13 protein-coding genes are annotated in these 14,629 nt (G+C 73.3%); 10 read left to right on the forward strand and 3 right to left on the reverse strand.

The genetic code is table 11. The features are described from left to right. Nucleotides 1-242 precede the first annotated feature (242 nt). Both IE98_RS0114645 and IE98_RS0114650 read left to right on the forward strand, forming a co-directional pair. Complete coding sequence (locus IE98_RS0114645) at nucleotides 243-1,550, forward strand: dicarboxylate/amino acid:cation symporter (RefSeq protein ID WP_043174158.1); 1,308 nt, start codon at nucleotides 243-245, stop codon at nucleotides 1,548-1,550. 235 nt (nucleotides 1,551-1,785) lie between these two features. Next, complete coding sequence (locus tag IE98_RS0114650) at nucleotides 1,786-3,867, forward strand: glycosyl hydrolase family 28-related protein (protein ID WP_030268947.1); 2,082 nt, start codon at nucleotides 1,786-1,788, stop codon at nucleotides 3,865-3,867. 92 nt (nucleotides 3,868-3,959) lie between these two features. Here the strand turns inward: IE98_RS0114650 and IE98_RS0114655 are convergent, their stop codons facing one another. Together IE98_RS0114655 and IE98_RS0114660 are read right to left on the reverse strand one after the other, a co-directional pair. Then, nucleotides 3,960-5,159, reverse strand: a complete 1,200-nt coding sequence (locus tag IE98_RS0114655; RefSeq protein ID WP_030268948.1) for a L,D-transpeptidase family protein — start codon at nucleotides 5,157-5,159, stop codon at nucleotides 3,960-3,962. 317 nt (nucleotides 5,160-5,476) lie between these two features. Further along, nucleotides 5,477-5,680 (reverse strand): cold-shock protein, encoded by a 204-nt coding sequence (locus IE98_RS0114660; protein WP_030268950.1) that lies wholly within the window; start codon nucleotides 5,678-5,680, stop codon nucleotides 5,477-5,479. A gap of 350 nt (nucleotides 5,681-6,030) precedes the next feature. On the opposite strand from IE98_RS0114660, the gene IE98_RS0114665 reads away from it, so the two are divergent. From IE98_RS0114665 to IE98_RS0114700, 8 genes are all read left to right on the forward strand, one after another. After that, the gene (locus tag IE98_RS0114665) at nucleotides 6,031-6,915 is read left to right on the forward strand and encodes a menaquinone biosynthetic enzyme MqnA/MqnD family protein (protein WP_030268952.1); all 885 of its coding nucleotides are present in this window, start codon (nucleotides 6,031-6,033) and stop codon (nucleotides 6,913-6,915) included. A gap of 68 nt (nucleotides 6,916-6,983) precedes the next feature. Then, on the forward strand, nucleotides 6,984-8,585 hold the full coding sequence (locus IE98_RS51935) for a serine/threonine-protein kinase (protein ID WP_052390520.1): 1,602 nt from the start codon (nucleotides 6,984-6,986) through the stop codon (nucleotides 8,583-8,585). Between the two features lie 134 nt (nucleotides 8,586-8,719). Then, the gene (gene mqnC / locus IE98_RS0114675; RefSeq protein WP_030268956.1) at nucleotides 8,720-9,934 is read left to right on the forward strand and encodes a cyclic dehypoxanthinyl futalosine synthase; all 1,215 of its coding nucleotides are present in this window, start codon (nucleotides 8,720-8,722) and stop codon (nucleotides 9,932-9,934) included. After that, on the forward strand, nucleotides 9,934-10,542 hold the full coding sequence (locus tag IE98_RS0114680) for a hypothetical protein (protein WP_030268958.1): 609 nt from the start codon (nucleotides 9,934-9,936) through the stop codon (nucleotides 10,540-10,542). The genes mqnC and IE98_RS0114680 overlap by 1 nt, the downstream gene beginning before the upstream one ends. A 179-nt stretch (nucleotides 10,543-10,721) precedes the next feature. After that, entirely contained in the window at nucleotides 10,722-11,297 is a 576-nt protein-coding gene (locus IE98_RS0114685) for a hypothetical protein (protein WP_030268960.1), read from the forward strand. Nucleotides 11,298-11,428: 131 nt separating this feature from the next. Beyond that, nucleotides 11,429-12,121, forward strand: coding sequence for a demethylmenaquinone methyltransferase (locus IE98_RS0114690; RefSeq protein WP_030268961.1), 693 nt, complete (start codon nucleotides 11,429-11,431; stop codon nucleotides 12,119-12,121). Between the two features lie 80 nt (nucleotides 12,122-12,201). Beyond that, nucleotides 12,202-13,482 carry a geranylgeranyl reductase family protein gene (locus IE98_RS0114695; protein ID WP_030268963.1) on the forward strand — a complete coding sequence of 427 codons (1,281 nt, stop codon included), beginning with the start codon at nucleotides 12,202-12,204 and terminating at the stop codon, nucleotides 13,480-13,482. A gap of 59 nt (nucleotides 13,483-13,541) precedes the next feature. Next, complete coding sequence (locus IE98_RS0114700; protein WP_030268965.1) at nucleotides 13,542-14,087, forward strand: DUF1707 and FHA domain-containing protein; 546 nt, start codon at nucleotides 13,542-13,544, stop codon at nucleotides 14,085-14,087. A 198-nt stretch (nucleotides 14,088-14,285) separates the two neighbouring features. Here IE98_RS0114700 and IE98_RS0114705 read toward each other — a convergent pair whose 3' ends face one another. Next, the gene (locus IE98_RS0114705; protein ID WP_043174161.1) at nucleotides 14,286-14,615 is read right to left on the reverse strand and encodes a MazG-like family protein; all 330 of its coding nucleotides are present in this window, start codon (nucleotides 14,613-14,615) and stop codon (nucleotides 14,286-14,288) included. Between the last annotated feature and the right edge of the window lie 14 nt (nucleotides 14,616-14,629).

A 14,629-nucleotide genomic window follows, 5' to 3' on the forward strand; every position in this document is an offset into this window, starting at 1 on the left:
ATCTCAAATGTTTACTGCTAACGTTCCGGCCGTGACCACCGCAGACGCCGCACTCCAGGACAGGCCGGGCACCCCGCCCGTCCGCCGCTGCGCCTGCCCGCGCGCCCGCCGCGCCTGCGGCTGTACCGGGGCGGCACGCCTCTCCTGACGGTTCCTCCGCGGCCCCCGCCCGGACGGGCCCCGCGTGTGCCGCCGTGTCCGACCTCCCCCGTCTGCCACCCCACCCCCGGAGTCGCATCCCCATGCCCGGACCCCTGTCCACAGTCCGCCGCACGCCCTTCTGGGCCCAGATCGCCGGAGGCCTCGCCCTCGGCCTGCTGCTCGGCTGGATCGCCCGCGCCGGCGACGTCGCCTGGCTCACCACCACCCTCGACACCATCGGCAAGACCTTCGTCCAGCTGCTGAAGCTGGCCGTCCCGCCGCTGGTCTTCACCGCGATCGTGGTCAGCGTCGCCAACCTGCGGAACGTCGCCAACGCCGCCCGGCTCGCCGTCCGCACGCTGCTCTGGTTCCTCGCCACCTCGCTGATCGCCGTCGCGGTCGGCCTCGGCCTCGGCCTGCTCACCGACCCCGGCCGCGGCGCGGGCCTGTCCACCGTGGGCCTCAAGGCCCCCGAGGAGGCGGGCAGCTGGGTGGACTTCCTGACCGGCATCGTCCCGACCAACATCGCCACCTCGTTCGTCGAGGTGAACGTCCTGCAGATCGTCTTCCTCGGCGTCGTCACCGGCGCCGCCGTGCTGAAGATCGGCGAGAAGGCCGAGCCCGTCCGCCGGCTCGCCGAGTCCGTCCTCGACCTCACCCAGACCGCGCTCTGGTGGGTCATCAGGCTGGCGCCGCTCGGCACCCTCGGCCTGATCGGCAAGTCCGTGGCCAAGTACGGCTGGGACCTGCTCGCCCCGTTCGCCACCCTCACCGCCGACGTCTACATCGGCTGCGCGATCGTGCTGTTCGCGGTCTACCCGCTGCTGCTGCGCTTCGCCGGCGGCCTCAACCCGGTGCACTTCTTCCGCGGCGCCTGGCCGGCCGTCCAGCTGGCCTTCGTCTCCCGCTCCTCGGTCGGCACCCTGCCGGTCACCCGCCGGGTCACCGAGCGCCTCGGCGTCCCGAGCGAGTACGCGTCGTTCGCCGTCCCGTTCGGCGCGACCACCAAGATGGACGGCTGCGCCGCGATCTACCCCTCGCTGGCCGCGATCTTCGTGGCGCAGGTGTACGGCATCCACCTCGGCATCGGCGACTACCTGCTGATCGCCTTCGTCTCGGTGATCGGCTCCGCCGCGACGGCCGGCCTCACCGGCGCGATCGTCATGCTGACCCTCACCCTGTCGACGGTCGGCCTGCCGCTGGAGGGCGTCGGCCTGCTGCTCGCGATCGACCCGATCCTCGACATGGTCCGCACCGCCACCAACGTGGCCGGCCAGGCGGTCGTGCCGATCCTGGTCGCGGCCCGCGAGAAGACGCTGGACCGCACGGCCTACGACAACCCCACCGGCGACCTGCTGACGGAGCCCGAGCCCGTCCGTGCCGCCGAGCCGGTGGCCGCGGCGGCCTGACCTGCCGTCCCGCCCGCCCCGGGCCCCTTCCCCGCCCCGGGGGGAGGGGCCCGGGGCGTTCCGGGGCGACTGCAGAGGGTGAGATACGGAGCGCAATAATCAACTGTCTGCGCTGCATCAAATCTATAGATTCTCGAAAATTGCTTGCACGACTCTTGTGGTGTGGCCTGCCGCCGTCCTACGCTCCGCCGCGGGCGCCTGCGGCCGCCACCACCCCGAGAGAATCGAGCAAGCGATGTCACGGAGCATCAGAGGAGCTGCGACACGCCGGGCCGGCGGCCCGCCGCGACGTGCCGCGGCCGTGCTGGCGGCGGTGACCGCGGCCACCGTCGGCTACGCCGGGCCGGCCGCCGCCGACACCCCGAAGTCCGCCGCCGGGGCCGTCGTGACGCGGGCGGGTCTGGCCCCCGCGCTGGTCGCCGGACGCGGGGCCGACCTCGGCGCCGCCGAGCAGGAGGCGGAGAACGCGCGGAGCACCGGCACGGTGATCGGCCCGGACCGCACCGCCTACACCCTGCCCTCGGAGGCCTCCGGCCGCTCCGCGGTGAAGCTGACGCCCGGCCAGTACGTCGAGTTCACCCTGCCCGCCGCGGCCAATGCGATCACCGTGCGCTACAGCATCCCGGACGCCCCGGGCGGCGGCGGCACCACGGCGCCGCTGGACGTCGCGGTGAACGGCCGCAAGCACAGCACCATGACGCTGACCTCGCAGTACTCCTGGCTCTACAACCAGTACCCGTTCAGCAACGACCCGCAGGCCGGGCTGCTGCACCCCGACTGGTGGATCACCGAGTGCTCCTGCGTGCCGAGCGCCACCACCCCGGCCCCGGAGATCGCCAAGCCCTTCCGGCCGACCCACTTCTACGACGAACAGCGCCTGCTGCTGGGCCGCACCTACAAGGCGGGCGACACCGTGCGGCTGACGGTGCCGCAGGGCAGCAAGGCCGCCTGGACGGTGGTCGACCTGCTCGACTCCGAGCTCGTCGCCGCCCCGCACGTGAACCTCGCCTCGGCCAACGTGCTCGCCTTCGGCGCCGACCCGACCGGCCGGCGCGACTCCGCGGACGCCCTGGACCGGGCGATCGCCTTCGCCCGCCGGGTCCACCTGCCGGTCTACCTGCCGCCGGGCACCTACCAGGTGAACCGGCACATCGTGGTCGACGACGTGACGATCGAGGGCGCCGGCAGCTGGTACACGATCGTCAAGGGCCACCAGGTCGATCTGGCGACCCCGGCCCCATGGGGGTCCCCCCGGCCGGAGGCTGGGGGAGGCTCGGTGCACACCGGCGTCGGCTTCTACGGCAAGGACGCCGCCGCGGGCGGCAGCCGCAACGTCCACCTGTCCGGCTTCGCGATCGAGGGCGACGTCCGCGAGCGGATCGACACCGACCAGGTGAACGGCATCGGCGGCGCGATGAGCGACTCCGTGATCGAGGGCCTCTACATCCACCACACCAAGGTGGGCCTCTGGTTCGACGGGCCGATGAAGAACCTCAGGGTGACCCGCAACGTGATCACCGACCAGATCGCCGACGGCCTGAACTTCCACACCGGCGTCACCGACTCGGTGGTCTCCCACAACCTCGTCCGCAACACCGGCGACGACGGCCTCGCCATGTGGTCCGAGAAGACCGAGGACGCCCGGAACACCTTCGACCACAACACCGTCCAGTCGCCGGTGCTGGCCAACGGCATCGCGATCTACGGCGGCACCGACAACACCGCCTCCGGGAACCTGGTCGCCGACCCGGTCCGCGAGGGCAGCGCGATCCACGTCGGCTCCCGCTTCGGCGCCGAGCCGTTCACCGGGCACCTGTGGATCACCGACAACACCACCGTCCGCTCCGGCACCTACGAGCTGAACTGGAAGATCGGCCTCGGCGCGATCTGGTTCTACGCGCTGGAGAAGGACATCGCCGCGGACGTCCGGGTGACCGGCGACCACTTCCTCGACAGCACCTACAACGCGGTGATGGTGGTCTCCGACTGGCCGGTGAAGGACCTCTACGAGGTCACCGGCCTGCACTTCAAGGACATCCGGGTGGACGGCACCGGCACCTCGGTGCTCAGCGCCCGGGCGGCCGGCTCCGCCGACTTCGAGAACGTGGACGCCCGCAACGTCGGCGCGGTCGGCGTCAACAACTGCGGCAGCTTCCACTTCACCCCAGCCGGCTCCGAGTTCTCGGTGACCGACCTCGGCGGCAACGACGGCGGCGGCACCACCGGCGCCTGGCTCGCCCCCTGGGAACTGCCCAACACCATCACCTGCGACGACCGCCCGCCGGTGGTGGCCCCGCCGGCGCCGTCCGCCTGGTGACGAAGCGCGGGAACCACCCCTGACACGACATCGGGGCGCCCGTCCGGATCCCCCCTCCGGACGGACGCCCCGACGGCGTTCGGGTCAGTGCGTCACCACTTGTCCCAGCCGATGTTCCAGCCGCTCAGGCCGTTGTCCGGCCGCACCTGCTGGCCGACCGAGTTCTGCACGGTGACCGGGTCGCCGACGATCGCGGCGTCGTAGAACTGGCCGGCGGTCGAGCCCGACGAGCCGTCCTTGGCGGAGGTGTCCTCCAGGCCGATGCAGCCGTGGCTGGTGTTGGTGCGGCCGAAGACGCCGGGGGCGTACTTGCCGTGCACGTAGGTGCCGGTCGGGGTGAGCCGCAGGGCGTGCGGCATCTCGACCTTGTAGGCCGGGCCCTCGTGGTTGACCACGGTGGAGGAGTCCATGACGGTCGTCCCCTCCTTGGCCATGACCACCATCGTGCCGTTGAAGGTGTTCTGCGAGGCGGGCGAGCTGGCGCCGGCGCTGATCGGGATGGTCGCGTCCGGCTTGCCGTCCTCCTTGACCACCATCTCGTGGGTGGAGGCGTCGGCGACGCTGACCCGGGACCGGCCGATCGTGAAGCTCTGGTCGCTGTCGACCTCGCCGTACACGTCCGGGGCGGTCTCGACGCTCTTCAGCCGGTAGTGCACGGTGACCTTGGTCTGCGGCTTCCAGAACTGCTCCGGGCGGAAGTCCACCCGGGTGTTGCCGAACCAGTGCGGCTTGACCACGGTGCCGTCGGTGGCCTCGAAGGTGACGGCCTTCTCGACGGCCGCCTTGTTCTCGACGGCCTTCTTGAAGTTCAGCGAGACGATCATGCCGACGCCGTACGTCTGCTTGTCCGAGATGTTGTCGTACGGGCCCGCGCCCTTGGTGGGCGTCAGGGTGGTGAAGCTGCTCTCCGAGGTGGCGGCGACGCCGGAGGCGTCCGCGGCCTGGGCGGTCACCTTGTACTCGGTGGAGACGGCGAGGTTCTGCGCGGGCGTCCAGCCGAGGCCGTCCGGGGTGATGGCGCCCGGGACCTCCTTGCCGTCCTTGCCCGTCACCTTGACCGCGGTGAGCTTGCCGTTCGCCACCGCGACCTTGAGCGCGCCGGACGGCTTCACCTTGGTGGCGCCGTTCGCCGGCTCGATGGTCAGCTGGGCCTGGGACTTCTTCTGCTCCTGCTTGTCGGCGCCCGAGGAGGAACCCCCGCCGCCGCTGCTGCTGCACGCGGTGGTGAGCACCAGCGCCCCACCGAGCACCGCTGCCGCCACGACCCTGCCTGCCGCCCGCTTCACTGCCATACCCCTTCGCCGTGTTCCCTTCGATAGACGCGCGAAGGGCCCCGGCAGTTTCGCACCCGGGGGATCGTCCGGTCACGAATCGACAACAGGCCCCGGCCACGTGGCGAGGATCACCCGATCGAGCGATGCGCCGTGGCTGACGGAGCAGTGCTCCCCGCGTGTCGGGGCCCCGGCCGCAGCGGCCGCGGCCCCGACACAGGCAGGGGGCCCGCCACGACGTGGCGGGCCCCCTTGGTACTGCTCTTCGTGCTCGTGTGGCGGCCCGGGTGGCCACCGCGGACCCGGAGGTCCGGAGCGATCAGATCATCAGAGGATCGTCAGACAGCGGTGACGTTCTCCGCCTGCGGGCCCTTCGGGCCCTGGGTGACGTCGAAGGTGACCGCCTGGTTCTCCTCGAGCGACCGGAAGCCGGTCGAGTTGATGGCGGAGTAGTGGACGAAGACGTCGGGGCCGCCGCCCTCCTGGGCGATGAAGCCGAAGCCCTTCTCAGCGTTGAACCACTTGACGGTTCCCTGAGCCATGCCGTTCTCCTTGCGAGGGACGTATTGGAGGCCACACCGTGTGACCTCCGGTCCGCTGCGCTGATCGCCCTGCCTCCGGTAGGGTCCGGAGTTTTTCGCACAGTGCTCAATCAATGCTCAATTGCGCTGAAACTGCTGAAAAACTACGAAAAGCCCGCGGTTACATGCTCCGCAGGCTTCAAGTACTGCAAGGGGAATCAAACTGCAACTGGAGGAGACGTTAGCACGCGGGCGCGGCCCCGACCAGGGGTGACCGGAGGGCGCGCCGGTGTGTCGTCCGCCTGGTGTCGGGACCTGAACGCGGCAGGCATACGCTGCGGGGAGAGTACGAACATCAGAGGGAGCGCACGGTGACCGGTAGCGAAGCGGGCAGCTCGGCGGCGGTAAGGCCCCGGGTCGGACATATTCAGTTCCTCAACTGTTTGCCCCTCTACTGGGGGCTCGCGCGGACCGGCAACCTCCTCGATCTCGACCTCACCCGGGACACCCCCGAGAAGCTCAGCGACCGCCTGGTCGCCGGCGACCTGGACGTCGGCCCGATCACCTGCGTCGAATACCTGCGGCACGCCGAGGACCTCGTCGTCCTGCCCGACATCGCCGTGGGCAGCGACGGCCCGGTGATGTCCTGCGTGATCGTCAGCAAGGTGCCGCTCGCCGACCTCGACGGCCGCCGCGTCGCGCTCGGCTCCACCAGCCGCACCTCCGTCCGGCTCGCCCGCCTGCTGCTGGAGGAGCGCGAGGGCGTCCGGCCCGAGTACTTCTCCTGCCCGCCCGACCTCGACGCGATGCTCGCCGACGCCGACGCCGCCGTCCTCATCGGCGACCCCGCCCTGCGCGCCTCCCTGGAGCAGGCCCCCAGCCAGGGCCTCGCCGTCCACGACCTCGGCGCCATGTGGAAGGAGTGGACGGGCCTGCCCTTCGTCTTCGCCGTCTGGGCCGCCCGCCGCAGCTACGTCGAGCAGCAGCCCGGCACCGTCGCCGCCGTGCACCGCGCCTTCCTGGAGTCCCGCGACCTGTCGCTCACCGAGGCCGGCAAGGTCGCCGAGCAGGCCGCCCGCTGGGAGTCCTTCGAGGCGCCGCTGCTGGAGCGGTACTTCACCGAGGCCCTGGACTACTCGCTCGGCGGCCGCCAGCTCGCCGGCATCGCCGAGTTCGCCCGCCGGGTGGCCCACGACAGCGGCTTCGCCCCGGACGTGACGGTGCGCCTGCTGGAGTCCGTGCCCGCCGTCGGGTAACACCGGCGTGCAGGGGCCCCGGTTGGTACTGTCCGGCGGGGCCCACCGGGCCGACGGGAGGCGGGGGGATGGAACCACTGGGTGCTTCGGACCCGGCACGGGTCGGCGCGTACCGGCTGCTGCGCCGACTCGGCGCGGGCGGCATGGGACGGGTCTACCTCGGCCGCACGGCCGGCGGCCGGACGGTCGCGGTCAAGGTGGTGCGCGGCGAACTCGCCGACGACCCCGAGTTCCGGGCCAGGTTCCGGCAGGAGGTCGCGGCCGCCCGGCTGGTCGGCGGCCGCTGGACGGCCCCGGTGCTGGACGCCGACACCGAGGGCGACCGCCCCTGGGTGGCCAGCGGCTACGTCGCCGGACCTTCGCTGGACGCAGCCGTCCGCCGGCACGGACCGCTGCCCGTCCCGGCCGTGCACGCCCTCGGCGCCGCCCTCGCCGAGGCCCTGGAACAGGTGCACGCGCTCGGCCTGGTGCACCGCGACGTCAAGCCGTCCAACGTGCTGCTGGCCCTGGACGGGCCGCGCCTGATCGACTTCGGCATCGCCCGCGCCCTGGACGCCGCGACCGCCCTCACCCGCTCCGGGTACGTGGTCGGCTCGCCCGGCTACCTCTCGCCCGAGCAGGCCGCGGGCGAACCGGCCGGCCCGGCCGGCGACGTCTTCTCGCTCGGCGCCGTCCTCGCCTTTGCCGCCAGCGGCACCGCCCCGTTCGGCGAGGGCGTCAGCGCGGCCGTCCTGCTCTACCGGGTCCTGCACGAGGAACCCGACCTCTCCGGACTCACCGGCCCGCTGCGCGAGGCCGTCCTGGCCTGCCTCCACAAGGACGCCGCCGACCGGCCCACCCCCGCTGCCCTGCGCGCCCTGCTCGCCCCCGGCGCCGCCCCCGCCGCCGGGGACTGGCTGCCGCCCGCCGTCTCCGCCGCCGTGGCCCGCAGCGCCGTCGAACTCCTCGACCTGGAGGCGCACGACCCGGACGAGCCGGCCGTCCCCGCCGCGGCCCCCGTCCCACCCGTCCCGCCCGGCCCGCCGCACGACCGCACCCCGACCACCCTCGACCGTCCCGCCGCCGCAGGCCCGCGCCGCCGCCGGACGGTGCTGCTCGCGGTGCCGGCCGTGCTGGCGGTGCTCGCCGCGGGCGCCGGCCTGTGGACGCTGCTGCCCGACTCCGGTCAGCCGGACCGCGGCAGCCAGGACGCCGCCACCAGCAGACCCACCGGCCCCGGCGACAGCGGCGGGGGCGACGGCGGCTCCTCCGGCGGCCGGACGGCCTCCCCGGCCGGGGCCCAGTCCTCCCCGGCCGCCTCCCCGGGAGGCTCCGGCACGCTCCCGGCCGGCTACCTCGGGACCTGGCAGGGCACCATCACCACCCGCGTCGGCGGCCTGCCCAGCACCTTCCGGGTCGAGTTCGGCCGGGGCAAGGTCGGCGAGGTGGTCGGCCGCACCAGCAACGCCTCCGCCTTCAGCGACACCGTCTGCCGCGGCGAACTCACCCTGCTCACCGCCACCGCCGACCGGATCGAGCTGCAGGAGCGCCCGGTGGGCACCGACCCTCGGTGCACCGGCGAACCGGAGAAGCAGACCTACGCACCGGCCGGCAGCGGCGCGCTGCACCTGCAGGTCAGCGGTGCCCCGCTGGGCATGGACCCCTCCGGCGACCTGGCCAAGCAGGGGTGACGGGCCGCAGAAAAGTGCTGGCGTAGGCTGGTTCGGTCCTGCCGTCCGGGTGCCCTCCCGTCCCGGAGGCGCCCCGCCGCCCGCCGGTGCCGCCGTCGGACAGCCCGCCGTTGGAAAGAAAGTAGGCCCGCAAGGTGTCCGAGCAGACCCTCGACTCCCCCGCCGCCGACCTGCAGGCCGTCCTCGACCGTGCGGCCGCGGGCGGTCGGATCACCCCCGAGGAGGCGCTGGAGGTCTACCGCTCCGCGCCGCTGCACGCCCTCGGTGCCGCCGCGGACGCCGTGCGCCGCCGCCGCTACGCCGGCGTCGAGCACATCGCGACGTACATCATCGAACGGAACATCAACTACACCAACGTCTGCGTGACGGCCTGCAAGTTCTGCGCCTTCTACGTCCCGCCGAAGAGCGACAGGGGCTGGTCGCGCGACCTCGACGAGATCCTGCGCCGCTGCGCGGAGACGGTCGAACTGGGCGGCACCCAGATCATGTTCCAGGGCGGCCACCACCCCGACTACGGCGTGGAGTACTACGAGCGGGCCTTCGCGGCGATCAAGGCCGACTTCCCCGAGCTGGTCATCCACTCGCTGGGCGCCTCCGAGGTCGAGCACATGGCCCGGATCTCCGGCGTGACGATCGAGGAGGCCATCACCCGGATCCACCGGGCGGGCCTGGACTCCTTCGCCGGCGCCGGCGCCGAACTGCTGCCCGAGCGCCCCCGCAAGGCGATCGCCCCGCTCAAGGAGTCCGGCGAGCGCTGGCTGGAGATCATGGAGGCCGCGCACGGCCTCGGCGTGGAGTCCACCTCCACCATGCTGATGGGCACCGGCGAGACCAACGCCGAGCGCATCGAGCACCTGCGGATGATCCGCGAGGTGCAGGACCGCACCGGCGGCTTCCGCGCCTTCATCCCCTACACCTACCAGCCGCAGAACAACCACTTGAAGGGCCGCACCCAGGCCACCGTCTTCGAGTACCTGCGGATGATCGCCGTCGCCCGGCTCTTCCTCGACAACGTCGCCCACATCCAGGGCTCCTGGCTCACCACGGGCAAGGAGGCGGGCCAGCTCTCGCTGCACTACGGCGCCGACGACCTCGGCTCCGTGATGCTGGAGGAGAACGTCGTCTCCGCGGCGGGCGCCAAGCACCGCTCCAACCTCACCGAGCTGATCCACCTGATCCGGGCGGCCGGCCGCACCCCCGCCCAGCGCTCCACCACCTACCAGCACCTGCGCGTCCTCGACGACCCGGCGAACGACCCGGTCGACCCCCGGGTCGCCTCGCACATCGCCTCCACCGCGATCGAGGGCGGCACCGCCCACCCCGAGCTGACGATCCTGTCGGCGACCTGATGCTCACCCTGCACCGCGCCGCACTGCTGATCGCCGACCCGGCCGCCCCCGCGGCCCCGGCGACCGCCGACGGCGCGGTGCTGGTCGACGGCGGCCTGGTCGCCTGGGTCGGCCCGTACGCCGACCGGCCCGACACCGCGGCCCGGCTGCGCGCGTGGCCGGGCCTGCTCGTCCCCGGCCTGCTCAACCCGTACGGGGCCTGCCAGCTGGAACGGCGCTACCACCCCGACCCGCGCGAGGAGCTCGGCGCGGAGCCGCTCGTCCTCGACGTGCCCGACGGGCAGCGCGGCGGGTCCGCCCGGCGCGGCCTGCAGCGGATGCTCGGCCACGGCACCACCGCCGTCGCCGGGCCCTTCGCCCACCCCGCCGTGCGCACCGCGGTGGCCCGCTCCGGGCTGACCGCCGTCCCCGGCGACGGCGCCGACGGCGGCCTCGACCCGCTCGCCGGCCGTACCCTCGCCGAGGCCGTGCACCGCCCCCTGGAGGCCGGCGGCCCGGCCGACTTCGCCGTCTTCGCCGCGGCCTCGGCGGCCGACCTGGAGCGCGCCGGCGCGGGCCGCTGCCTGGCCACCGTGCTCGGCGGGCGGCTGCTCTACCGCGGCCGCTGACGCCCGACCGCGTCCCGGCGCCGCACCCGCTTCCGGCAAAGGTCGTACAAACCGCACACATCCTGCCGTGACCTGAGGCACCGCCAGCGGCTACGATCCCGGACAGCCCCTCAGGCGCCGTCCCGGGGGCGCCCCTCACCACCGGGCCCGACCGGGCCCCGGCCGCCAGGACAGGACCGATGCGACCCGCCGCCACCGCCCCCCACCTGTCAGCCCCGCGGCTGGGCCGCGGCTGGTATCTCGGGGCCGTGCTGAGCGCCGTGCTCGCCCTCGGCATGTGCCTGCTCGGCTGGCGGCAGGCCGACCAGGCCGACCGGATCACCGCCGACCCCGTCCGCGTCCAGGGCACCGTCACGCAGCTGCCCGGCGGCAGCGGCAGCTACAGCGAGGTCCTGTACACCGCGGAGGGCCGCAGCCTCACCGCCGCCGACCTCTGGCTGCCCGAGGGCGCCAAGGTGGGCGACACGCTCTGCCTGGAGCACGCCGCCGACGACCCGGCCGCCGTCCGGGTCTGCGGCAACCGCTACCCGCAGCCGGTCGGCATCACCCTGGCCCGCACCAGCGTGCCGGTCGCGCTGCTCTGCCTGGGCCTGTGCCTCGTCCGCATCCTGCGCCACCGCCGCACCCGCCCGGCCCGCGAGGGCGGCACCGGGGTGCGCACCACCGTGGTGCTGGCCGCCGAGGGCATGCCCGCCCTCACCCACGGCAAGCGCTCGCGCCGCCGCCGCAGGGGCGGCCGCCGCGCCCGGTCCTGACCCGCCGCGCCCCCGTCCCGACCGTCCGGCCGGTCCGTTCCGCGACGAAGCATCCGGCCGCCGCCGGGTGCACGGCGCTCCGATGTGCACCCGTTGCCCGGCCGGGTGCCGCCAGGGTGAACAATGGGGGCGTGACCCGAGCCTCCCTGGACAAGCAGCCCCACGAAGTCGCCGCCATGTTCGACGACGTCGCGGCCAAGTACGACCGCACCAACGACGTGCTCTCCCTCGGCCAGGCCCGGGCCTGGCGGCGGGCGGTCGCCGACGCGGTCGCGGCCGAGCCCGGCCAGCTGGTCCTCGACCTGGGGGCCGGCACCGGCACCTCCTCGCTGCCGTTCGCCGAGGCCGGCGCCAAGGTGGTGCCCTGCGACTTCTCCACCGGCATGCTCGCCGAGGGCAAGCAGCGCCACCCCGAGCTGGCGATGACCGCGGGCGACGCGACGAAGCTGCCCTTCGCCGACGCCACCTTCGACGCCGTCACCATCTCCTTCGCGCTGCGCAACGTGCAGGACACCGACGCCGCGCTGCGCGAGATGCACCGGGTCACCAAGCCCGGCGGAAAGATCGTCATCTGCGAGTTCTCCACGCCGACCTGGACGCCCTTCCGCACGGTCTACACCGAGTACCTGATGCGGGCGCTGCCGCCGGTCGCCTCCGCGGTCAGCAGCAACCCGGACGCCTACGTCTACCTCGCCGAGTCCATCCGCTCCTGGCCCGACCAGCCCGAGCTGGCGGCCAAGCTGCAGCAGGCCGGCTGGTCGAAGGTCGCCTGGCGCAACCTCACCGGCGGCATCGTGGCGCTGCACCGGGGTTTCCGCGCGTAAGCGCTGGTTACACTCAGTCCCAGCCAGCCGTCCGCCGTCCCGTGCAGGAGTGTGCCCCCGTGTCCGACACCCCCATCGACCTGAGCGGCACCGTCGAGGCCACCGCCGACGTCATCGTGGTCGGGGCGGGCCCGGCCGGCTCCACCACCGCGTACTACCTGGCGCAGGCCGGGCTGGACGTCCTGCTGCTGGAGAAGACCGAGTTCCCGCGGGAGAAGGTCTGCGGCGACGGCCTGACCCCGCGCGCGACCAAGCAGCTCGTCGACATGGGCATCGACGTCTCCACCGAGAACGGCTGGCTGCACAACAAGGGCCTGCGGATCATCGGCGGCGGCGTCCGGTTGGAGCTCGACTGGCCCGAGCTGTCCGCCTTCCCGGACTACGGCCTCGTCCGCAAGCGCGCCGACTTCGACGAACTGCTGGCCCGTCAGGCCTCCAAGGCCGGCGCCCGGCTGTACGAGAGCTGCAACGTCACCGGCCCGGTGCTGGACGAGCGCACCGGCCGGATCACCGGCGTCACCGCCAAGCTCGGCGACGAGAAGCGGCCGGTCGTCTTCCGCGCGCCGCTGGTCGTCGCCGCGGACGGCAACTCCACCCGGCTGTCGGTCGCGATGGGCCTGCACCGCCGTGAGGACCGCCCGATGGGCGTCGCCTACCGGACGTACTTCACCTCGCCCCGGCACGACGACGACTACCTGGAGTCCTGGCTGGAGCTCTGGGACACCCGGCACGGCCAGCGCAAGCTGCTGCCCGGCTACGGCTGGATCTTCGGCATGGGCGACGGCACCAGCAACGTCGGACTCGGCATCCTCGACTCCTCGCCCGCCTTCGGCGACCTCAACTGGCGCGAGGTGCTGAAGAGCTGGTGCGCGAGCATGCCCGAGGAGTGGGGCTACACCCCCGAGAACATGACCGACCCGATCCGCGGCGCGGCCCTGCCGATGGCCTTCAACCGGCAGCCGCACTACACCCGCGGCCTGCTGCTGGTCGGCGACGCCGCCGGCATGGTCAACCCGTTCAACGGCGAGGGCATCGCCTACGCCATGGAGTCCGGCCAGATCGCCGCGGGCGTCGTCGTCCAGGCGATGGCCCGGGTCACCGACGCCGGCCGCGAGCGCGCCCTGCAGCGCTACCCGCAGATCCTCAAGGAGGTCTACGGCGGCTACTACTCCATGGGCCGGGTCTTCGTGAAGCTGCTCGGCCACCCGAAGATCATGCAGACCGCTGCCGAACGCGGCCTCACCCACCCCGTCCTGATGAAGTTCCTGCTGAAGCTGCTCGCGAACCTGACGGACCCGCAGGGCGGCGACGCCATGGACCGCATCATCAACGGCCTCACCAAGGTCGCGCCCCGCGCCTGACGGCCGGGCCGCGCAGCGCCGCTGGACAGGGAAGTTCTGCTGGTCGGACAATCCCTTCCATGGCGTCAGCAGAGTTCGGGGCAGAGGTGGCCCGGCCGTCCGAGGCCGACCGCGAGCGGGCGCTCGGAGCGCTGCGCGACGGGGTCGGCAACGGTCGGCTGTCCCACGACACCTTCATGCGGCGGATGGAGCTGGTGCTCGTCGCCCGCACCCGCGCCGAGATCGACGAGGCGCTGGCCGGCCTGCCCACCGGCGGGCCGGTCTCCCGGATCGTGCTGCGCGCGGTCGGCGGCGTCTCGGCCTTCCAATTCCGCCTGCGGCGCACCTGGCGCAACCAGCAGCTGCCCGAACTCGGCCTGCCGCAGCCCGGTCCGCAGCCGCTGCTGATCGGCCGCAACCACGGCAGCGGGCTGCGGCTGTCCGACTCGACCGTCTCCCGTACCCACGCCGAACTCCGCTACCAGGACGGCGGCTGGGTGCTGCACGACCTCGGCTCGGCCAACGGCACCTTCGTCAACGGCCGCCGGGTGACCGGCCCGGTGCGCGTAGCCCCGGGCGACCAGGTCGGCTTCGGCCGCACCGCCTTCCGCCTCACCGGCGGGTAGGAGGCACGGGGCCACCCCAGGGGCGGGTGGGGGCACCTCCCGGCCGAAGGCCGGGGGAGGACTGCGCAATGCGGGTGCGGGCACCGTACGGAACGGGCTCGGCCGACTCCGCACGGTGCCGACCCCCGGACTGCGCAGCTCGCCGCGCCCCCTGACCTGCTGCCCCGGCGCGCTGCCCGGCCTCCTGCCCCTGCGGGGCTAGGCCTCCTGGTGGACCGCCAGGGAGCGGGCCTCGATGCGGGCGAGGCGGTCCTCGAAGACGGTCCGGGCGTCCGGGGTGAGGGTGCGCAGGGCGACCAGCGCGCTGACCACCACGTCGCACAGCTCGGCCTGGACGTCCTCCCAGCCGTGCGTCACGCCCTTGCGCGGGTTCTGCCCGGTGGCGCCGATGACGGCCTGCCCCACCTCGCCGACCTCCTCGGTGAGTTTGAGCAGCCGCAGCAGCCGCTCCTCCCCGGCGGGCAGGGTGCTCGCCCCGTCCAGCCAGCCCACCAGGCGGTCGATGCTCTCCCAGTTGCTGGTCTCCATGCGGGCGGCTCCTG

This window comes from Streptomyces sp. NRRL B-24484, from assembly GCF_000717715.1.
Lineage (GTDB): Bacteria > Actinomycetota > Actinomycetes > Streptomycetales > Streptomycetaceae > Kitasatospora.